The organism is Dysgonomonas massiliensis (assembly GCF_900240225.1).
Taxonomy (GTDB): domain Bacteria; phylum Bacteroidota; class Bacteroidia; order Bacteroidales; family Dysgonomonadaceae; genus Dysgonomonas; species Dysgonomonas massiliensis.
In genome coordinates this window covers 75,806-97,107 of sequence record NZ_OEPV01000004.1, presented here as the reverse complement: position 1 = coordinate 97,107, position 21,302 = coordinate 75,806, and the positions used below count along the sequence as shown (strand labels likewise).

At 38.4% G+C, this 21,302-nt stretch carries 17 protein-coding genes; 7 read left to right on the top strand and 10 right to left on the bottom strand.

Annotation, left to right across the window (positions count from 1 at the left end; translation table 11 throughout):
• Positions 1 to 14: 14 nt before the first annotated feature.
• The 9 genes from C1A06_RS05205 to C1A06_RS05165 form a co-directional block, all read right to left on the bottom strand.
• The gene (locus C1A06_RS05205) at positions 15 to 1,682 is read right to left on the bottom strand and encodes a ribulokinase (protein WP_101689185.1); all 1,668 of its coding nucleotides are present in this window, start codon (positions 1,680 to 1,682) and stop codon (positions 15 to 17) included.
• A gap of 88 nt (positions 1,683 to 1,770) precedes the next feature.
• Complete coding sequence (araA, locus tag C1A06_RS05200; protein ID WP_101689184.1) at positions 1,771 to 3,276, bottom strand: L-arabinose isomerase; 1,506 nt, start codon at positions 3,274 to 3,276, stop codon at positions 1,771 to 1,773.
• A gap of 47 nt (positions 3,277 to 3,323) precedes the next feature.
• Positions 3,324 to 4,004, bottom strand: a complete 681-nt coding sequence (locus C1A06_RS05195; protein WP_185116815.1) for an L-ribulose-5-phosphate 4-epimerase — start codon at positions 4,002 to 4,004, stop codon at positions 3,324 to 3,326.
• Positions 4,005 to 4,006: 2 nt separating this feature from the next.
• On the bottom strand, positions 4,007 to 5,149 hold the full coding sequence (locus tag C1A06_RS05190; protein ID WP_101689182.1) for an aldose epimerase family protein: 1,143 nt from the start codon (positions 5,147 to 5,149) through the stop codon (positions 4,007 to 4,009).
• Positions 5,150 to 5,311: 162 nt separating this feature from the next.
• On the bottom strand, positions 5,312 to 6,001 hold the full coding sequence (locus C1A06_RS05185) for an NUDIX hydrolase (RefSeq protein WP_101689181.1): 690 nt from the start codon (positions 5,999 to 6,001) through the stop codon (positions 5,312 to 5,314).
• Between the two features lie 296 nt (positions 6,002 to 6,297).
• On the bottom strand, positions 6,298 to 6,876 hold the full coding sequence (locus C1A06_RS05180; protein ID WP_101689180.1) for a LutC/YkgG family protein: 579 nt from the start codon (positions 6,874 to 6,876) through the stop codon (positions 6,298 to 6,300).
• Positions 6,877 to 6,887: 11 nt separating this feature from the next.
• On the bottom strand, positions 6,888 to 8,264 hold the full coding sequence (locus tag C1A06_RS05175) for a lactate utilization protein B (protein WP_101689179.1): 1,377 nt from the start codon (positions 8,262 to 8,264) through the stop codon (positions 6,888 to 6,890).
• Positions 8,261 to 9,001, bottom strand: coding sequence for a (Fe-S)-binding protein (locus tag C1A06_RS05170; protein ID WP_101689178.1), 741 nt, complete (start codon positions 8,999 to 9,001; stop codon positions 8,261 to 8,263). The genes C1A06_RS05175 and C1A06_RS05170 overlap by 4 nt, the downstream gene beginning before the upstream one ends.
• Before the next feature lie 42 nt (positions 9,002 to 9,043).
• Positions 9,044 to 10,612 carry an L-lactate permease gene (locus C1A06_RS05165; protein ID WP_101689177.1) on the bottom strand — a complete coding sequence of 523 codons (1,569 nt, stop codon included), beginning with the start codon at positions 10,610 to 10,612 and terminating at the stop codon, positions 9,044 to 9,046.
• Between the two features lie 446 nt (positions 10,613 to 11,058).
• Here C1A06_RS05165 and C1A06_RS05160 point away from each other — a divergent pair, with 446 nt between their 5' ends.
• The 6 genes from C1A06_RS05160 (at position 11,059) to C1A06_RS05135 (ending at position 17,354) form a co-directional block, all read left to right on the top strand.
• Entirely contained in the window at positions 11,059 to 12,381 is a 1,323-nt protein-coding gene (locus C1A06_RS05160; RefSeq protein ID WP_101689176.1) for a KamA family radical SAM protein, read from the top strand.
• A 147-nt stretch (positions 12,382 to 12,528) separates the two neighbouring features.
• The gene (locus tag C1A06_RS05155; RefSeq protein ID WP_145996348.1) at positions 12,529 to 13,194 is read left to right on the top strand and encodes a hemerythrin domain-containing protein; all 666 of its coding nucleotides are present in this window, start codon (positions 12,529 to 12,531) and stop codon (positions 13,192 to 13,194) included.
• Positions 13,195 to 13,197: 3 nt separating this feature from the next.
• Positions 13,198 to 13,806, top strand: coding sequence for a response regulator transcription factor (locus tag C1A06_RS05150; RefSeq protein WP_101689174.1), 609 nt, complete (start codon positions 13,198 to 13,200; stop codon positions 13,804 to 13,806).
• A gap of 155 nt (positions 13,807 to 13,961) precedes the next feature.
• Positions 13,962 to 15,278, top strand: a complete 1,317-nt coding sequence (gene lysA, locus C1A06_RS05145) for a diaminopimelate decarboxylase (protein ID WP_145996347.1) — start codon at positions 13,962 to 13,964, stop codon at positions 15,276 to 15,278.
• 8 nt (positions 15,279 to 15,286) lie between these two features.
• The gene (gene dapF, locus C1A06_RS05140; protein ID WP_101689172.1) at positions 15,287 to 16,129 is read left to right on the top strand and encodes a diaminopimelate epimerase; all 843 of its coding nucleotides are present in this window, start codon (positions 15,287 to 15,289) and stop codon (positions 16,127 to 16,129) included.
• 1 nt (position 16,130) lies between these two features.
• A complete protein-coding gene (locus tag C1A06_RS05135; protein ID WP_101689171.1) occupies positions 16,131 to 17,354 on the top strand; it encodes an LL-diaminopimelate aminotransferase in 1,224 nt (407 codons plus the stop codon).
• Positions 17,355 to 17,500: 146 nt separating this feature from the next.
• On the opposite strand, the gene C1A06_RS05130 is transcribed toward C1A06_RS05135, so the two are convergent.
• Entirely contained in the window at positions 17,501 to 19,285 is a 1,785-nt protein-coding gene (locus C1A06_RS05130; protein WP_101689170.1) for an ABC transporter ATP-binding protein, read from the bottom strand.
• A gap of 267 nt (positions 19,286 to 19,552) precedes the next feature.
• Here C1A06_RS05130 and ilvD point away from each other — a divergent pair, with 267 nt between their 5' ends.
• The gene (gene ilvD / locus C1A06_RS05125; protein WP_101689169.1) at positions 19,553 to 21,277 is read left to right on the top strand and encodes a dihydroxy-acid dehydratase; all 1,725 of its coding nucleotides are present in this window, start codon (positions 19,553 to 19,555) and stop codon (positions 21,275 to 21,277) included.
• Positions 21,278 to 21,302 lie beyond the last annotated feature (25 nt).

The window sequence follows — 21,302 nt, the reverse complement described above, 5'->3', positions numbered from 1 at the left end:
TTCTTTCTATGATTTTAAGAAAATAGTTCTTTTTCGGTAAACTGTCCTAACGCTTGATATTTTTTGTATAATGACAAATATATCTTATGGTTTTCGGCATTCGGCTGATATTCGTTAGCGAAACCTTGTCCCATTGCATCCTGAGCTTGAGTTACATCTGTGTAAACTCCGGCAGCAACAGCAGCAAACATAGCTGCACCAAAAGCACAAGCTTGTTCAGACTTCGCAACTTTGATAGGCATACCCAATACATCGGCCAGTGTTTGCATCACAAATGGCGATTTCAAGGAAATACCTCCAATACCAATCACACTATCAATTTCAATTCCATTTTCAAGGAAACGATCAACAATAGCTTTCGAACCAAATGCAGTAGCTTCTACCAATGCACGGAAAATAAGCGGAGCAGAACTTGCAAGATTCAATCCAGTTATCGTTCCTTTCACTAACTGATTAGCATCAGGAGTACGACGTCCGTTCATCCAGTCGATTGCTAATACTGAACTCTCTCCTACTGGTACGGTAGCAGCTTCTTTCGACAATTCTGGGATAATTTTATCCAACGCTTCATCAATTAGTTTTTCTTTTGTTTCAGCATCAATCAATGACGATGAAGCAACAAGTTTCTCTAGTGGCCAAGCCAATACTGATTTGAACCAAGCATAGATATCTCCGAAGCCTGACTGTCCTGCTTCAAGACCAATCATACCAGGAATAACAGATCCGTCAACCTGACCACAGATTCCCGGAATCAGTTTATTATCCATGTCTGCATAAGGAGCCACCATGATATCGCAAGTAGATGTTCCGATAACACGTACGAATGTTTTAGGTTTGATTTCTGCTCCGACTGCTCCCATATGGCAGTCAAATGCGCCAACACCAACAGCTACGTTTGTAGTAAGACCTAAACGATCTGCCCATTCTTGCGTAAGATTACCCACCTTAATATCACTTGTGTATGTATCTTTAAATAATCTATCTCTGTATCCTTTCAATAGTGGAGAGATAGAAACCAGAAATTCTTCAGGAGGAAGACCACCCCAGCTTTCATGCCACATTGCTTTATGACCTGCAGCACAACGGCTACGGATGATATCGCCCGGCTTAGTTGTACCCGTGATCAGAGATGACATCCAATCGCAATGTTCAACCCAGCTATATGCATCTGCAGCAACAGCACTATCTTCGCCCAATACATGAGCTACTTTAGCCCATACCCACTCACTCGAATAGATTCCACCTTCGTAAGCAGTATAGTCAACTGCAGATTCTTTGGCAAGTTTGTTGATCAAAGCAGCTTCTTCGATTGCAGTATGATCTTTCCAAAGTACGAACATCGCATTCGGATTTTCAGCAAATTCAGGTTTAAGTGCTAATACCTGACCATCTTTATCTATAAGAGCAGGAGTTGATCCGGTTGTATCGAACGACATACCCACTACTTTCTCTGCAGTTCCAGCAGGAGCTTTACTCAAAGCTTCTTTTACCGATGCTTCAAGACACTCAATATAATCAAGTGGATGCTGACGATAGCGGTTTTTCAGAGGATCGCAATATTTACCTTCTTTCCATCTCGGATAATATTTTACCGAAGATGCTATTTCAGTACCGTTATTAACGTCAATAATTACAGCGCGACAAGAGTCCGAACCGTAATCAAGACCAATAGTATATTTCATGGTAAACTTTTTTATTATTTGTTTTTTTAACCAAGTAGCGGAAGCTTTATTAAGGCCTCCGATACTTAGTCTATATTCTATACTTCGATTATCTCAAAGCTTTATTTAACATATAGTATACTTCGTTGTTACGAAGATCCTGACGGAACTGACGAATGTTAGTATCTTTATCGATAATCAACATTTCGATGTCAGCTATTTCAGCATAATCTTCCAGCATTTCAGTTGTAACTGAGAATGAGAAGCTTGAATGGTGAGTACCACCTGCCAATATCCATGCTCCTGCACCTACTTCGAAGTTTGGCATTGGTTTCCACAATGCACATGCTACCGGAAGTTTAGGCAATGCTTTTGGTTCTTCAACAACTACTTCGTTTACAATCATACGGAAACGGTTACCCATATCTACGATAGTTGCAGCAACACCTTCACCTTTGTGAGCTTGGAATACAAGACGAGCACAAGTACGAGCGTCTCCAATTCCTAAGAAGTGTACTTCCATACGAGGTTTAACTCCTGTGATATCTGGATTGATTTCCAACATATGTGATTGAAGAATAGTGCTGTTTTCGCCATCGAAGTTCAATGTGTAATCTTCAAGGAATGATTGTCCACCTGGCAAACCATGTCCCATAACCCACATTGTACGAACCAGAGCAGCTGTTTTCCAGTCACCTTCTGCACCGAAACCATAGCCTTCAGCCATCAAACGTTGAGAAGCAAATCCCATTAACTGTTTCATACCTTCAAGTTCGTTGAAGCTAGTAGTAAAGGCTTTAGCACCTTTAGCTTCTAAGAAACGGCGTAGACCTATTTCTTGAGCTGCAGCATCGCGAACAAACTGGTGTTTTTCTGCACCTTTTTTGCAATCGTCTGCAAAGTCATATATTTTTTCGTATTCAGCGATCAATGCATCAATTTCAGCTTCAGTAACAGCTTCTACGTATGGAACAAGTGTTGCAATAGGAGCATTGTCTACGTGATATCCTAAACGGATTTCAGCTTCAACTTTATCACCATCAGTTACAGCAACATTGTTCATGTTGTCGCCGAAACGGATGATAAGCATATCTTGTGAATCTGCCCATCCTGCACAGACACGCATCCAGCCTGCAATTTTCTTTTGAGTATCTTCGTCTTTCCAATATCCAACAACTACCTTGCGAGGCATACGAAGACGGCTTGTGATGTGACCAAATTCACGGTCTCCGTGAGCTGATTGGTTCAAGTTCATGAAATCCATATCGATTTCATTCCATGGAATCTCTTTGTTGTATTGAGTATGTAGGTGTAGTAATGGTTTTTTGTAATCTCTCAAACCATGAATCCACATTTTAGCAGGCGAGAATGTATGCATCCAAGTAATCAGACCAACACATTTTGTATCGCCATTTGCTGCACGCATAATTTCAGAAATCTCTGCCGAAGAGTTAGCCGTTCCTTTATAAACAACTTTGAAAGGGAGAACACCTGAATCGTTCAAACCTTTAACCATTTCTGTTGAGTGTGCATCAACAGCTACTACAGCATCTCCTCCGTAAAGCAATTGTGCTCCGGTTACAAACCATACTTCTAAATCTTTGAAAAGTCCCATATCTCTTTATTTTTTTATTATTAATACTAATTCTGTTTTATTATTTGTTATTGTCCGTAATAGGCGTTCGGGCCATGTTTGCGGAAGAAATGTTTTTTAATCAGTTCTTCATTCATTTTAAGATTTGGATTGATGTTAAGTGCAAACATTGCCATTTTTGCTACCTGCTCCATTACTACTGCATTGTAAACAGCATTATCAGCGTCTTTCCCCCATGCAAATGGGCCGTGATTATTCACTAATACACCCGGTGTATAATCGGCATCAAGATCTTTAAATCTTTCAACGATTACATTTCCCGTTTCCAATTCATAATTGCATTGAACTTCCTCTACTGTCATCATTCTTGTACAAGGAATTGCATTTTTAAAATAATCGGCGTGTGTTGTACCAATATTAGGGATATCACAACCTGCTTGTGCCCATGATGTTGCATACGTTGAATGAGTATGCACTACCCCACCGATGTTTGGGAAAGCTTTATATAATACTAAATGTGTTGCCGTATCGGATGATGGTTTTAGTTTCCCTTCAACTACGTTTCCATCTAAATCTAACACAACCATATCTTCAGCAGTCATTGTTTCGTATGAAACTCCTGAAGGCTTTATAACAACCAAGCCCTTTTCTCGATCAATGGCACTTACATTTCCCCAAGTGAAGATCACTAGTCCATGTTTTACCAAATCAAGATTAGCTTGAAATACCTTTTGCTTTAATGCGTCCATTATTATTTGTTTACAGAAAATTTATAGATACAAGTCTGAGTGTATGTTTCACCCGGATTTACTCTTGTTGTCGGGAAATTAGGTTGATTTGGTGTATCAGGGAATTTTTGTACTTCCAGAGCTATAGCACCTCTATGATGTAGTGGTTTTCCATATTTACCCATCACTTTACCAGTAAAGAAGTTACCTGAATAGATTTGAACTCCCGGCTGATCAGACCACACTTCCATTACACGTCCGCTAACCGGTTCCATAACTGTTGCAACATATTCAACATCCGATACTGTTTTTTTGTCTACGACCCAGTTATGGTCATATCCTTTACCGATCTTCAGCTGGTCATTGTCTGCATCAATTCTTTCTCCAATAACTGTAGGTTGTCTGAAATCAAGTGGAGATCCATCTAGTGAAGCTAATTCTCCGGTAGGAATCAACAGGCTGTCAACTGGCGTGAATTTGCTTGCATTTACAGTCATCACATGATCTAGGATTGTTCCATTACCAGCACCTTTCAGGTTGAATTGAGAGTGGTTAGTCAGATTAATGTGAGTCGGTTTATCCGTCGTTGCTGAATATTTTATGATTAGCTCATTATTTTTTGACAATTCGTATGTCATCTTCACTTTCACTTCACCAGGGAAGCCTTCGTCCCCATCAGGAGAAACATAAGAAAGTACGATCAAGTTAGTTGCAACGCTATCTACATTCCAAACCTGGCTATCGAAGCCTTTCAATCCTCCATGCAAACAATTTCCATTATCATTTGCAGGCAATTGATACTCAACTCCGTCAAGTTCAAACTTAGCTTTAGCTATACGATTTCCGAAACGCCCAATTACAGGCCCTAAATATCGCTCACCTTCGTTGTTTATATATTTGTCAATTGTCTCGAAACCAAAAACAACATCTTCTCTTACACCGTTTTTATCCGGAACCCATAGCGAGGCTATACGACCGCCATAGTTAGTAACCTGCATTGTCAGACCATTACCCGATTCCAGAGTATACAGCGACACATCTTTACCGTCAATAGTTGTTTTGAAATCTTCTACTTTGAGCATTGGCTCTTTCACTTCTTTCGGATTGCTACATGATGCAACAAACAAGCCCATGCAGACTAGAACTGGTAGTAATAATTTTTTCATTTTTTGATATAATCAAGGTTACATTAATTCAAGCACGAACACACATAAGTGTAGATTCTACACTTGCAATATTAACAATAAGTGTCCAATTATACACTTATCAACGATATGTTGTACAACATATTTAACTAAAATAATTACAGTAAATTGGTAATCTGAATATTACAGAAAAAAGTAATAACCTTTTTTCAATAGCTCTTCATACTTATCTTTATCGTATTTGTAGTAAAAAGCACCACGTTTCGAGCTCGACTTATCTTTATCCTCTTGTTTCTCAAGGATATCCATTTCAAGGATTTTTTTTCTAAAATTTCGTTTATCCAAAGTCGTCTGGTAAATCGCTTCATACAGCGATTGTAATTGCGGAAGTGTAAATTTTTCGGGTAGTAGATTAAAACCGACTGGTAATGTTGCTGCTTTTCTTCTCAGAATACCAATTGCATCATCAACCATCTGATTGTGGTCAAAAATAAGTTTATCTAACTTAGAGACATCTTCCCAGCGAGCATTATGCGTCTTACAAAGTTCTTCATCAAACATCTCCATATCTATCAGCGCATAATAAGCTATCGAGACTACACGCTCGCCCTCATCACGGTCGATAGCACTATAAGCTCCAATTTGCTCCATATATACATTATCAATACCTGTATATTCCAGAACAACCCTCGACACAGTCTCTGACAAGCTCTCGTTGGGACGCAAGAATCCCCCCATCAAAGTATCTTGTCCTTTGAGTGGATCAAATTTACGCTTCGAAATTAATAGATAAAGCTTATCTTCTTTAAATCCCAAGATAATACAGTCAACTGAGATAAAAAACTTTTCTTCCTCTATATAAAATGGAGACATCTGAAATTCAATAAAGTTATATAACTACAATCCAACACTTTACTCAATTGGTGTATATTTTACACTTGAATAATGAGCAAAGATATAATAAACTTCTTTTAATAAAAAGACAATACCATTATTTTAGCCAAAATCAGATTAATTCTTTAAAGGTACACATACCTCGTAAAGGCTAAAATCGTCATTCATATCTTCATAAAGAAATACCCTGATTCTATCATTTCAAGAATCAGGGCATTCTTAGTCGAGATTATTTTAGAGTAAATTACTCTGTAATACACATTTTGTAATAAATTTTATTTTAGTATCACTGTAACACCCTTAGCTCCATGTGCACCGACAACCAGAGCTTGCTCGATATCGGCAGTCTTTGAAGGTCCTGAGATAAAAACTCCAAAGCCTGCATCACTAAATTTAATTTTTTCATATGCTTCGTGCATATTGTTTACCAAATTTTTTCTATCGAGGATGATAACCAGATATTCTGAAATAAAATAAAGTACTTTTTCTTTCACATTCTGAGGAATCCAGACACAACCATTTTCGGCCACACCTACTTCGCCTTGAATCACTGCAAGATCTGTTCCATTCAGATCATGGGGTCTTGCAACATCATCTGGATTCAATGTAGCAATTGTAATTTCCTTCAGATTAGATGCAATAGATTTAGCTTCAGGATAAAGTTTTTTTATCAAGTCGTTGATATCTTCGCCTTCACCCAAAACAGCAGCACTACCTCCTACCGAGGCCGACACTTCTTCAAATGCTTTCATCTTATCAGGATATTTTATTGCATCGATATTTAGATCGGGCATATCATATTTATCCTGAATATGAGTTTTTATATTATCTAGTATAGCTTGTTTACTACTCATAATTTTTTGTTTTATTTTTTATTCTGTATTTTGCCCTTTTTCCACATAGAAGTGAACGACTCTTTAGCAAAAGTAGGCAATTCACGTCCTTTACCCCATTCGTTCAATCCGTTGTAAAGCATAAAGCGAGGCATATGATTTACTAATGGCGCAAATTTGAGTGATGTATTATACAACTTAGGACGTACAAACAGCATTCTCATACCTAAAGACATCATCTTTTTCATCGGGTCAGCCTTGTCGATAGAATCGAGACCTTGACGCCAGCGATAGATCTGATCAGCAAGGTCGATCTTAGCAGGACATACATTGTTACATGAATAGCAAAGTGAACAAGCCGATACATTGTCATAGTATTTATCTTCCGACTTCAACATTCCCAAATTGATACCAATCGGACCAGGAATAAAGTAAGTATAAGAATATCCTCCCGAACGGCGATACACCGGACAAGTATTCATACAAGCACCGCAACGGATACATTTCAGAGACTGAATATGATCTTTGTTACTCATTATATCCGTTCTTCCATTATCAACAAGAACGATATGCATTTCACAACCTTTACGAGGTTTTCGGAAATGCGATGTATATGATGTAACCGGTTGTCCAGTAGCCGAACGTGCTAGTAGACGGGTATAAACTGCAAGAGATTTATGGTTAGGAATTATTTTCTCAAGTCCCATTGATACAATATGAATCTTTGGAAGAGAAGTTCCCATATCGGCATTTCCTTCATTTGTACAAACCACTACATCACCAGTTTCGGCAACACCAAAGTTACAACCGGTCATACCTGCATCAGCTGTCAAAAATTCATTACGAAGATGTTGACGAGCAGCACGTGTCAGGTAAGTCGGATCACTATTTCCTGGTTCGGTATGCAATTTTTCTTCAAAAAGCGTTCCTACTTGTTGACGGGTAAGGTGAATAGCAGGAAGTACAATATGGCTAGGTGGTTCGTTCTTCAATTGAAGGATTCTCTCGCCCAAGTCACTTTCTACAACATCGATACCACGTTCTATCAGATAGTCATTCAGATGACATTCTTCAGTCAGCATCGATTTACTCTTTACAAGCTTCTTTGCATCTCTATCTTTCAGTATTTTATAGACAATCTCGTTATGCTCCTTAGCATCTTTTGCCCAATGGACAATTACTCCATTAGCTTCAGCATTCGAGGCAAATTGTTCTACATATTTATCAAGATGCGAAACTGTATGCATCTTTATCTGACTTGATAACTCTCTCAATTGTTCCCATTCAGGGATTCCCATGGCCAAACGGTCGCGTTTTTCGCGCACGAACCAAAGTGTTTCATTGTGCCATGTTTCTCGTTCTTTATTGGCTATAAAGCGGCTTGCCGCTATTGAATGTTTTGTACTCATAATCCGGCAGCTAAAATTTGAACAACATGAATAAATTTAATCGGTAATTTCTCCCTATTTACAATACCTTGCATGTGCATCAGACACGAGCTATCGGCTCCGGTAATATACTCGGCTCCAGTAGCTATGTGATTCTTCAATTTATCTTGCCCCATACATACCGAAACATCTGTTTCTTCGATCGAGAACATACCTCCGAAGCCACAACATTCATCTACCTTCTGAGGTTCGAATACTTCGATACCATTAACGAGAGATAATAACTTTTTGATCTTCGAATAACGTGGTATATTTAATTCGCTGGCCGATGACAAATGTAATTCACGTACACCATGACAACTATTATGAACACTCACTTTGTGAGGAAAACGGCTAGGTAAACTTTCTACTTTCAGAACATCATGTATAAATTCGCATATATCGTGAATCTTACCACTGGTTTGACAAAGATGTTCTTCTTTTTCTAACAATCTAGGATAATTTTCTTTGACAAAAGCTGCACAACTTGCTGATGGAGCAACTACATAGTCAAATTTATCGAATATTGATTCAAAGTGGACAGCCAAAGGAATTGCTTTATCTTCAAATCCGGCGTTCGCCATCGGTTGTCCGCAGCATGTTTGATCGATTGGATAATCGACATCTACTCCCAAACTAGTCAGTAGCTTATATGAAGCTACGCCAACTTCGGGGTAGATTGTATTAACATAACAGGGGATGAATAGTCCTACTTTCATTTTTTAATATTTTTAGTTTAGTTTTCAAGTATTATTTAAGTTTTAGAATAATAAGCTGCCCATAATGCGTGGAACAAAGTATACCATTAGTCCGGCAATAACTATATATCCTAGAGCAAAAGGCAACGCTTTCTTCATGATTGTACCTTCCTGACCTTGTTGACCACAAGCCGAGGTTGCAACTGCAATACTTTGAGGCGAGATAATCTTACCTCCGGTTGCTCCTGCTGTATTTGCTGCTGCCAGCCAACTAGGATCTGCTCCTGTAACAGATGCTACAGATGTTTGTAATTTACCGAACAAAATATTCGAAGAAGTATCACTACCAGTAAGGAATGTACCCAAACAACCGATTGTAGGTGCAAACAATGGATAGAATGCTCCGGTTGTTGTAGCTAATGCTATACCTAAAATACTGATCATACCCGCAAAGTCCATTACGGATGATAATGCAATAAGTGAACAAACTGTAATGATTGTTTTATATTGCATTTTCAATACTTTTCCTAAGACTTTAAATAGTCCTCCTATATTAGCTCCTTGTATCAGACCACCAATGATTGAGCCTAAGAACAATAATACTCCGGCATCGATTAGCCATGATATCTTGATGGATCTAACTACTTCTGCATTAGTAACGGCATCCATAATATTAAAATTGAACGTTGTTGTCAGTATTGGAGCTAACACGTCGCGTAACGGCAATAGCGGGCTGGTAAGAATTACCAAAATAAGAATCATCCCGTAAACGCTCCAAGCTTTTATTATTTCGCCTATACTATGTTTAGGATACTGAGCTCTTAATTCTCTGTCTTTTTCGGTCTCGGTTATCTTAGCATACAATATAATAGCTATGATAGATGCTAAACTACCTAATATGGCAGGTGTTTCAGCCCCCATATATCTTGCGGCTACATATTGTGTCACTAATGATACAATACCCACAATTAGACTTAGAACGATGTGCTTCGGCAATGATTTGATCTGAGGATCAGTCATAAATACCAAAACAAATGGAATAAGAATCATCAGTGGGGATAGTTGTATTACTACCTGAGTACTCAATACCTGAATATTTTCTACTCCGGCTTGTTCGGCTAACACTTTTACCGGTGTACCAACTGCACCAAAGCCAGTAGCCACACTATTGGCAATAAGACTTACTACGGCAGAGAATACCGGTTTGAAACCCAAACTGATAAGTATTGCAGCCGGAATAGCTACAGCTGTTCCAAATCCAGCCATACCCTCTAAAAGTCCACCAAAACCCCATGTTAGCAATAGGACTTGAATACACTTGTCTGACGAGATTGAAGAAAACTGCTCTTTAAGGATCTCCATTTTACCGGTATGGACTAGTACATTATAGCTAAAAATAGCCATTATGATAATAATCAATATCGGAAAAATAGCTTTTAGCATTCCATAAACGATGGATAAACCGGTATCGGCAATCGGAAAATGAAATGCAAACAAACCAATGACGACCGTAGTCGCCAACGTAATCAGAGCGCTCTTGTCTCCTGCCATTTTTAAAAATCCCATCAAGATTATGAGAGTTAATACTGGAGTAGCGGCCAATAGGACTTGCCACCACTCGACATCCAACATTTGATTTTGAAGGAGTACAAATAACGCGGTCGAATTCATAATTGTGTCATGTTATAAGATTAAAGTCTTTAAAAAAAATGTACTTGTGTAGAGAGTATAATAGATTTCCAATGTATTCTGATGTATTGGCTACTAAAGTTACAGTTTTTTGATAAAAACAGACAATTATTTCCGATCAATTTAAAATAAAAAAAATCTCAAAGCCTTATTGCTAGCGGTTTTTAGCCATTTACAAAAGCACTAACAGCAAACAAAATGATCTATATAACAATCACTTACACAGGATAAGACTATTTACAAAGACTAAAAAAACAATATATCTCAATAACTTAAAGACATCCAGATTAACAGAAAAAATCAAAAAAAATCAAAAAAGAGTTTCACTTTGTCAAATAAAAAACTATATTGATAGAATATATCTATTTTAAAACAAATCAATAAAACGAATGAAGAAAATTCACACTTACACTTTACACAATTTCAGAACTATTCCACAAATGGATGCAGTGAGCGAAGAAATCAAGAAGGACATTGAGATTGTGGGACGAGTTTTACCTTTCAAAACAAATAATTATGTAGTCGACGAATTAATTGATTGGAATAATGTCGAGACGGATCCCATTTTCACACTCAACTTTCCACGTAAGGAAATGCTTGCTCCGAAACATTACAATACGATTGATCGTCTCATAAGTTCAAACGCCGATAAAAAAACAATTGATGACGCTATAATGAAGATACGCCTCAGCCTGAATCCCAATCCGGCAGGTCAAGAACACAATGTACCTTTATTAGGAGAGATAAAACTTAAAGGAGTTCAGCATAAGTACAGAGAAACTGTATTATTCTTTCCCAGCCAGGGACAAACATGTCATGCATATTGTACTTTCTGTTTCAGGTGGCCTCAGTTTTCTGGTATTTCGGATTTGAAATTTGCAATGAAGGAATCGGATCTGCTGTTGCAATATCTACGGACAAAGAAAGATGTTACAGATGTTCTCTTTACTGGTGGCGATCCGATGGTTATGAGTACTTCTATTCTCGAGAGCTATATTCTACCTTTGCTAAATCCGGAGTTTGATCATATACATACAATACGTATAGGTAGCAAGTCTTTAGCATATTGGCCATACAGATTTATTACAGATCACGATAGCGATCAACTTCTTGATCTCTTTGCTAAAGTTATTGCTTCTGGAAAAAATATATCATTTCAGGCGCACTTCAATCATCCTCGCGAATTGTCGACAGATGCTGTCAAACAAGCCATTGAGAGAATAAAAAAGACCGGAGTACAAATTCGTACGCAATCACCATTATTAAAACACATCAATGATGATCCCGCCTTATGGGCAAAAATGTGGCGCAAGCAAGTTGATTTGGGATGTATACCTTATTATATGTTTGTTGCCCGCGATACCGGAGCTAAACAATATTTTGAAATTCCTCTAGAAAAATGCTGGAATATATTCCGCCGTGCCTATCGTCAAGTCAGCGGGATATGCCGTACTGTGAGGGGGCCAAGTATGAGCGATCATGCAGGAAAAATACAAGTATTAGGAATTTCGGAAGTGCAAGGAAAAAAAGTATTCGTATTAAGATTCTTGCAAGGACGCAATCCGAAATGGGCTGATATCCCATTCTTTGCCGAATATGATCCGAAGGCTACTTGGTTCGATCAGCTAAAGCCGGCATTTGGCGAAGAGAAGTTCTTCTTCGAATCGGAAAGAGGCAAAATATCAAAGGTCAAACCTTTTTTATTCGAATGACATAAACTACAAGATTAAAATATCAATAAGGTATATTATTATGACTAATTAAATTATTAAGTCATGATAATCGTTTTTATTGGGATGTTTATATCTTTGTCGCAAACTAACGAATGAACTATGAGCCATAGCTTATTTACGGAAAACATGAAATTAGCAGACCTATTATTACATAATTATAGGTTGCTATATGTTTTCCCATATTTCGATATATCTCTTGGATTCGGAGAGACAACTGTAAAACAAGCATGCGATGAGCGTAAGATTTCTACCGATTTCTTTCTCTTGGTATGCAATGTTTATACCTATGCCGATTATATCCCGAGCGAAAATATCTTGAAAAGAATACCGACCGAAGAATTGATTACATATCTGCGAAGATCGCATCAGGACTATATAAATAATCGGATTCCTCATATCATTGATCATGTGTATGAACTAGTTAGTTTCATACCTAAAAGTCATGGCGACATGCTTGTCGAATTCTGCAAGAAATACCGTGAGGATGTGACGTCACATTTTCGTCACGAAGAAGAATTTGTATATCCGCATATAGGCGATTTGCAAAAGGGCATTAAAAGTTTGTCTAGCAAGGTAGAAAGAGAGCATAATGAGCAACACAATCTGGAAACTGCGCTTCATGATCTGAAAAATATTATTATAAAATATATTCCTCAGAACAGTACCATTGAACAAACCAGAACCAATGTTCTGATATATCTTTTTTTGTTCGAGGCTGATATAAATGCGCATACGCGATTAGAGAGCAGAATACTAACGTCTTTGGTCAAACATATTGAAAACAAAAAATAGACAGTGCCTCAATCCGAAAAATACAATATCATCCTGATCGAACCTTCACCGGTTATACAGCAAGGAATTAAAACACTACTCAGTGCTGATCCTCGTTTTGCCGTAACTCACACCTTCAGCGATTTTCAGTCATATGAGAATACTTTTCTGAAGGATAATATTCAGTTTATACTAATTAATCCGCACACGATAAGTGTTTTTAGTCATTTTTCGGCTAAAAACCAATTTCCGAAACATCCCGATGCACTCATAGTAGCTCTTATCTATAACTATATATCCTCGGAGGTATTAGAAAGCTTCGATGGATCATTAGACATTTATTGTTCCGGAGCGCAGATGATCAAAAAATTATTAAAGATTTCGGAATCTGCTGTAGACAATCATAAAACGACAACAGACAACGTCGGATTATCTGACAGAGAGAAAGAAATTCTTATTTCGGCTGCAATAGGCTTGACAAACAAAGAAATAGCAGAAAAACACAATATATCTGTCCATACAGTTATTTCGCATCGTAAGAACATATCCCGTAAGATTGGTATTAAATCTGTATCGGGACTTACAATCTATGCTATTTTCAACAACCTGATATCTGAAAACGATATACAATAACAATATAACCCATTCTATAACTATTCTTAAGATTATCTATCCCTAAATTTGGGGATAGCCGACCTCATTTTAACCAAATCACGGGATTGATCTCTTTGTCAATTTGTCTGAATTTTGTATTCAGTAAAAAAGATAAAAATCAACAACTAAACAAAATGGATTATTTCAGATATAAAGATGGGCAACTCTACTGCGAAGAAGTAAATGTAAACGAACTGGCAAAAAAAGTTGAAACACCTTTCTATTTATATTCTCAACGAACAATACAGAATCATTATTCGGGGTTATCCGAAGCATTTTCGAAATTGAATCCTTTAATATGCTATTCGATAAAAAACTGCAGTAACCTTCATGTACTGAAACTCCTTGCCGACATGGGAGCTGGGATGGATGTAGTGAGTAAAGGCGAATTATTCAGAGCTATCCAAGTCGGAGTTAATCCTTCAAAGATTGTTTTTGCCGGTGTAGGCAAAAGCAGTGATGAGATAAGAACTGCAATTGAAAGAGGTATCGGCTGGATAAATATCGAATCGGAAGAAGAACTACTTAATATCAACAGAATTGCTTCGGAGCTAAAAAAGAGCATAAATGTAGCTATCCGAATCAATCCAAACGTATACGATCCGCGTACACATCAAAAAACAGCAACGGGTATTCAAGATTCGAAATTCGGAATCGATATGCTTCAGGCAAAGAGACTATATATCGATTTCCTGAACAATGAATATGTCAAGCTTACTGGATTGCACATTCATATTGGTTCACCTATCTATTCGGGCGATCCGTATCAGAAAGCAATTACAAAGGTCTTTGATTTCATAGACGAACTTCGATCTGAAGGTGTTGCCATCAATATGATTGACATAGGCGGTGGATTCTTAGCAAAATATCATGGCAATGAATCGGTAGATAGCTGGGATGAATATTCTGATCAGATAGTACCACTCTTACAAAATTTCGTCAATCAAGGCGGACAAGTAGTCCTTGAGCCTGGACGTTCCATAGCTGCTAATGCGGGAATTCTCGTAACGAAGGTGCAATATCGTAAACAAGGCGTACATAAAAAGTTTATTATCGTTGATACGGGTATGAGTCATCTGATACGACCAGCATTTTATGACGCATATCATTTTATTTGGCCGGTTTCTACAAATTCAGAATACCAATTGGGACAAAACCGAGTGGTTTCTGCACAATTAGAAGAAACACTTGACAAATACGATGTTGTAGGCCCTATTTGCGAATCAAGCGACTTCTTGGCAAAAGACAGAGCATTGCCAGCAGTTGAGCAAGGAGATCTTCTTGCAGTATTTACAGCAGGATCGTACGCTATGTCGATGGCTAGTCAATACAACTCAATCCCCCGCCCTGCCGAGATACTGGTGTCAGATGATACGGCACGAGTTATCAGAAGGCGTGAAACTTATGCCGATTTAGTAGCTCTAGAAGTTGAATCTCCGGAAATATTATAAAACATACAATGAGAAGCTTGAAATTTACAAAAATGCAAGGAGCTGGAAACGATTATATTTATGTCAACGGCTTCTCTCAGACAATAGAGAATCCTTCGGAACTGGCAATTCGATTGAGTAATCGCAATTTCGGAATAGGATCGGATGGATTAGTTTTTATCCTGCCGTCTGATACTTGCGATTTCAGAATGCAGATGTTCAACTCCGATGGTTCGGAAGCCGAAATGTGTGGCAACGCTTCACGCTGTGTAGGCAAATGGGTATATGATAATAAACTGACTACGAAGAAAGAGATCTCGCTGGAAACCAAAGCCGGAATAAAATACATCTCTTTGCTTCAAGGCAACGAAATTAGTCGTCTCGTCAAAGTAGATATGGGTGAGCCAATCCTTGAGCCTGAATTGATACCCGTAAATATTGATGCAAATCCGGTATTAAATCAGCCAATTACAGTTGACAATAAAGAATGGAGAGTATCATGCGTATCGATGGGAAATCCGCACGCCGTGCTTTTCCTTGACGATATATATGATTTACAACTGCCAATCATAGGGCCTAAATTCGAAACTCATCCCCTATTTCCTAAAAAAATTAATACTGACTTTATTCAAATCATCGATCGTTCGAATATGAATATGCGTGTATGGGAACGCGGTGCTGGTGAAACTCTAGCCTGCGGAACTGGAGCTTGCGCTGCCGCCGTAGCTGCAATTTTGAATGGATATTGCGATCGAAAAGTAACGATCAATCTACTAGGAGGCAAACTTGAAATAGAATGGGACGAAACCAATAACCATGTCTATATGACTGGCGAAGCGGTAACAGTCTTTAACGGAAAAATATACATATAATATGATTAAAATAAACGAGAACTATTTGAAACTAGGTGCTAATTATCTTTTTTCGGAAATTGCACGTAAAGTAAATGAATATAAATCAGCTAATCCTGATGCTAAACTCATCAGATTGGGAATTGGCGATGTTACACGTCCACTTCCGCAAGCTTGTATTAAGGCGATGCACACGGCTGTTGACGAAATGGCAACATCGGAGAACTTCAAAGGATATGGCCCCGAACAAGGATATGATTTTCTGATCAATACAATCGTTAAACATGAGTATCAGGATCGCAATATAGATATTAAAGCAAACGAAATTTTCGTTTCAGACGGATCGAAAAGCGATACGGGAAATATCGGAGATATTCTGGGTGTTGACAATATTGTTGCTATAACCGATCCGGTATATCCGGTTTATGTAGATACGAACATAATGGCCGGACGCTCGGGAAATAATGCAAATGGAATATGGGATAAAATTACCTATCTACCGTGTTCGGCCGAGAATAATTTTATTCCTGCTCTGCCCGAAAAACGAGTGGATATAATCTATTTGTGTTTGCCAAACAATCCTACGGGAACAACCTTGACTCGTGATCAACTAAAAACATGGGTTGATTATGCAAAAGAAAACAAATCGTTGATTCTGTTCGATGCTGCTTACGAAGCTTACATTTCGGAAGAAGATGTTCCTCATAGCATATACGAGATAGAAGGTGCACGAGAAGTAGCAATTGAATTCCGTAGCTTTTCCAAAACTGCCGGATTTACGGGTTTAAGATGCGCTTATACTGTCATTCCCGATACATTGATGGGATACGCATCGACTGGAGAACAAGTATCACTGAATAAATTATGGAATCGCAGACATACAACCAAGTTCAATGGAGTGCCATATATTGTACAACGTGCAGCCGAAGCTTGCTATTCGGAAGAAGGGAGACATGAGATCAAAGAAACAGTCCAATATTATATGGAAAATGCCCGAATCATACGTGAAGGGCTTATCAGCCAAGGATTCAGTGTTTATGGTGGTGTAAATGCTCCATACATATGGGTAAAAGCACCTGAGGGTGTAAGCTCATGGCAATTCTTCGATACACTTCTGCATAAATTGAATATCGTTTCTACCCCAGGTGTAGGCTTCGGTCCAAATGGAGAAGGTTATTTAAGACTAACAGCATTCGGAAAAAGAGAAGATACCGAAGAAGCTGTAAAACGTTTACAAGAATTATAAAAATTCTGAGAATATAAACTTCGGATCCTTTTATTCTGAATATACAAAACAAGCTAGACAGATCAGTTTACAACTGAAAACAAGTGGATTCTTTCGAAGTGGATAAGGTTGATATTCGTATCAGCCTTATTTTTATAATTAGCCAATTAGTTATCGAGACTTTGAGAAATCTTATCAATATTCAAACTGCGAGCCATAGCATCGAAAATATCTTTATATACACCACCAATATGGTATATTTCATCATGATTGCCTGACTCAACAACACGTCCTTCCTTCATTGCATAGATACAATCAGAATCAATTATCTGAGAGATACTATGCGAAATAATAATTACCGTACGCCCTCTTTTTATAGCGTCAAGACTGTTTTTGATTTGTTCGGTTGAAACAGCATCCAAACTAGCTGTTGGTTCGTCAAGGAAAATAATTGGAGGATTTTTCAAGAACATACGTGCAATAGCAATCTTCTGCTGCTGACCACCCGACAAAGCTAAAGCTGAAGTCTCGTATTGATGCGGAAGAGCCATTATCTGATCATGGATATACGAGCTACGTGCCGCCTCAACAACCTCCTCATGCGTAGCATTCGGATTTCCATAACGTATATTATCTTCGATGGAACCGTTAAAAATATGATTCTTCTGTAGTACCAGACCGATATTCTCGCGAAGATAAGTTGTATCATACTCATTCAAAGGAACTCCATCCAATAGAATGACTCCCGAATCAGGAGAATAGAATTTATCTAAAAGATTGATCAACGTGCTTTTTCCTGCTCCCGACAATCCGACTAAAGCTGTTATCTTATCCGGATCAATATTCATATTAATATCATGCAAAGTCGGACTTTCATTACCTGGATATGTAAAATTTACACCTTTAACTTCGAAATGACCAATAATTTTTTCAGGACGATAATTCCCCGTACTTTCTTTCTGATCTTCGGCATGCAATATATCAAAGAATCCTTCCGAATAGATAAGAGCATCATTCATCTGATCATAAATACGATGTAATTGCCGAATTGGAGCCGATACGTTATTGAAAAGCATGATGTGGAACATGATTGCACCAATTGTCATTTCGCCGATTAACACAAAATAAGCCGTCAAAATAATAATGATAACAACACCTATCTGCTCGATAAAGCTTTTCAATCCATCGAAGAAAAAGCTTGTCTTACGGGTTTTCATTTGCGTATCAGTCAGACTGGTTTGGAGTTCCATCTGTTTCGATTCTTCAATCCGCTCTCTATTAAAAGATTTGATTACCGGTATCGACTCAATTATTCCCAGAATACCCTGACTCTTATTCTCGCGCAAATCCTTAATATTTAGTCGAGCACCTTTCAGCTTAGATGCTTGTTTCTGACTTACATAATAATAAATCGGCGTGATACACAGACCAACCATTCCAACGTAAAAGTTGGCATTGAACATCATTATCAGAGCAACTAACGAGTTCGCAAATAGAGGGAGTATATCAATAAAAAAGTTTTGCACTAAGCGAGTTAAACTCTCCACGCCGCGATCAATACGCGTCTGTAATTTACCAGCCTGATTATTACTAGTAGAGAAAAACGCCATCTGGTAAGTCAGAATCTTCTCTATAACTAATTGTGCCAAGTCTCGGGAAATAAATATTCGGAGCTTCTCGCCATAATATTTTTGTCCGAACTGAATAAAAGTATTTACAATCTCTTTTCCGAATAATATAACTGTAATCGTAAGAAGTATTTCTATCCCTTCTTTCAAACCTCTTCCCTGCTCCACCAAGCCATTTATGGCATCCACTGTATAACGCAGTACCCAAGCATTAACCTGAGCTGCAAGCGATCCTACAAAAGTCAAAATCAGAGCTAAGATGACTAGCCACTTATACGGGCGAACATAAGGCCATATATTTCTAAAGAGTTGTATTAAATTCATATATTATTTGTCGTAATGATGCAGCAAATTTATTCTTATTTGCTTATTATCAAAAATATTCCTTTCGAAATCTGCAGAAAATGAATCTACCTCGATATCAAATCATCAAGGTATCGACCCTTTGCTAAAAACGTGTAACAAACTACAAAACAAGCAACTAATCAAAATGCATTAAGATAAATATCTAGGTAATGCACTAGGCAGCTGGTATTTTTATTTTCGATGCTATCTAATTTTGTTCAAAACCGAAAAACAAAAACATTTACCATGAAAAGTCAAGAATTACGCAAAGTAGCGCCCGAAATCGACTCACTACGTCTAGGTAGTGGTTGGAACATCGAGGATTTGAAAAAAGCCCAGATTTTTATTCAAAGTAGTTTTGGTAATAGCCACCCCGGAAGTGCCCATCTGGATAGATTAGTGAAAGAAGCTGATGATGCTGTTCGGCTGAAAGGCGGATTCCCAGCTAATTATTATGTAACTGATATTTGCGACGGCGAAGCACAAGGTCATGATGGCATGAATTATTCGCTTGTTTCGCGCGAAATAATGACTGCTATGATCGAAATTCAGGTCAAAGCAACCCCTTTCGATGGAGGTATATTCATCGCAAGCTGTGACAAGTCTGTTCCGGCTCATCTCATGGCAATAGCTCGTCTCAATATGCCTGCGATATTTGTTCCGGGAGGAATTATGAAAGCAGGGCCCAACCTATTAACACTTGAACAAATCGGGAAGTACAGTGCAATGTACGAGCGTAAGGAAATCAGCGAAGAACAATATATGGAATATAAACGCGATGCTTGTCCATCGTGTGGAGCATGCTCGTTTATGGGAACTGCATCTACAATGCAGATCATGGCCGAAGCTCTCGGATTAGCTTTACCGGGTACAGCTTTGATTCCTACTCATACTGGAGAACTTGAAAAAGCAGCACAAAAAGTAGGTCTGCGTATTGGTGACCTCGTTGCCGAAGATATCAAGCCTTCGGATATTCTGACACCTGAAGCATTCGAAAATGCAATAATGGTTCATGCTGCAATTGCCGGATCAAGTAATAGTCTTTTGCATTTGCCTGCCATCGCTCACGAATTGGGTATGGAGCTATCTCCTGATCTTTTTGATCGAATTCATCGTAAGATTCCATTTATACTGAATATACGTCCTAGTGGCTATTGGCCGGGAGAATATTTCTGGTATGCCGGTGGTGTTCCTGCTATCATGGAAGAAATCAAAGATTTCCTTCATCTGGATGCTATGACTGTTACGGGTAAAACTGTCGGTCAGAACTTAAAAGACATCGAAGAAAGCGACTTCTACGCAAACTGTGATAAATTCCTTGCATACAATAAGGTTGCCAAAGGCGACATTATAAAATCAGCCAAAAATCCGATTAAACAAGAAGGTGCAATTGCTATTCTGAAAGGTAATCTTGCACCCGACGGTGCTGTCGTAAAACACTCTGCAGTATCACCGAAATTGATGCAAGTAACACTGAAAGCTAGAGTTTACGATCTCGAAGAAGATGCAATGCATGCTGTTATGCAACGTATAGTTCAACCTGGCGAAGCTCTATTTATTCGTTACGAAGGCCCACGCGGAAGTGGTATGCCCGAGATGTTCTATACAACAGAAGCCATCGCTTCAGATCCTGAATTAGTCGAATCTATCGCACTTATTACCGATGGACGCTTTTCTGGAGCGACACGTGGCCCTGCAATAGGTCATGTATCGCCCGAAGCCAGCGAAGGTGGTCCCATAGCATTGGTAGAAGACGGAGACTTAATTCGTATTGACATACCTGCTCGCAGGATAGATATTGTCGGAACCGCAGAAGAAGTGAAAACTCCCGAAGAAATCGATAAAATACTAACGGAACGCCGCAGTAAGTGGGTAAAACCACAATCAAGATACAATAACGGTATCCTGAGTATATATACACGCAATTGCGTTTCGCCGATGAAAGGCGGTTATATGGAATCTTTTAAATAACAAACTACATATACACAATTAAAAA

Bases quoted from the DNA above. Each gene is read 5' to 3' on its own strand.
- C1A06_RS05180 (WP_101689180.1), bottom strand. From the start codon at position 6,876: ATGAGTAGTAAACAAGCTATACTAGATAATATAAAAACTCATATTCAG.
- ilvD (WP_101689169.1), top strand. From the start codon at position 19,553: ATGAAAAGTCAAGAATTACGCAAAGTAGCGCCCGAAATCGACTCACTA.
- C1A06_RS05185 (WP_101689181.1), bottom strand. From the start codon at position 6,001: ATGTCTCCATTTTATATAGAGGAAGAAAAGTTTTTTATCTCAGTTGAC.
- C1A06_RS05205 (WP_101689185.1), bottom strand. From the start codon at position 1,682: ATGAAATATACTATTGGTCTTGATTACGGTTCGGACTCTTGTCGCGCT.
- C1A06_RS05170 (WP_101689178.1), bottom strand. From the start codon at position 9,001: ATGAAAGTAGGACTATTCATCCCCTGTTATGTTAATACAATCTACCCC.
- C1A06_RS05160 (WP_101689176.1), top strand. From the start codon at position 11,059: ATGAAGAAAATTCACACTTACACTTTACACAATTTCAGAACTATTCCA.
- lysA (WP_145996347.1), top strand. From the start codon at position 13,962: ATGGATTATTTCAGATATAAAGATGGGCAACTCTACTGCGAAGAAGTA.
- C1A06_RS05195 (WP_185116815.1), bottom strand. From the start codon at position 4,004: ATGGACGCATTAAAGCAAAAGGTATTTCAAGCTAATCTTGATTTGGTA.
- araA (WP_101689184.1), bottom strand. From the start codon at position 3,276: ATGGGACTTTTCAAAGATTTAGAAGTATGGTTTGTAACCGGAGCACAA.
- C1A06_RS05135 (WP_101689171.1), top strand. From the start codon at position 16,131: ATGATTAAAATAAACGAGAACTATTTGAAACTAGGTGCTAATTATCTT.
- C1A06_RS05190 (WP_101689182.1), bottom strand. From the start codon at position 5,149: ATGAAAAAATTATTACTACCAGTTCTAGTCTGCATGGGCTTGTTTGTT.
- dapF (WP_101689172.1), top strand. From the start codon at position 15,287: ATGAGAAGCTTGAAATTTACAAAAATGCAAGGAGCTGGAAACGATTAT.
- C1A06_RS05155 (WP_145996348.1), top strand. From the start codon at position 12,529: ATGAAATTAGCAGACCTATTATTACATAATTATAGGTTGCTATATGTT.
- C1A06_RS05175 (WP_101689179.1), bottom strand. From the start codon at position 8,264: ATGAGTACAAAACATTCAATAGCGGCAAGCCGCTTTATAGCCAATAAA.
- C1A06_RS05165 (WP_101689177.1), bottom strand. From the start codon at position 10,612: ATGTTGGATGTCGAGTGGTGGCAAGTCCTATTGGCCGCTACTCCAGTA.
- C1A06_RS05130 (WP_101689170.1), bottom strand. From the start codon at position 19,285: ATGAATTTAATACAACTCTTTAGAAATATATGGCCTTATGTTCGCCCG.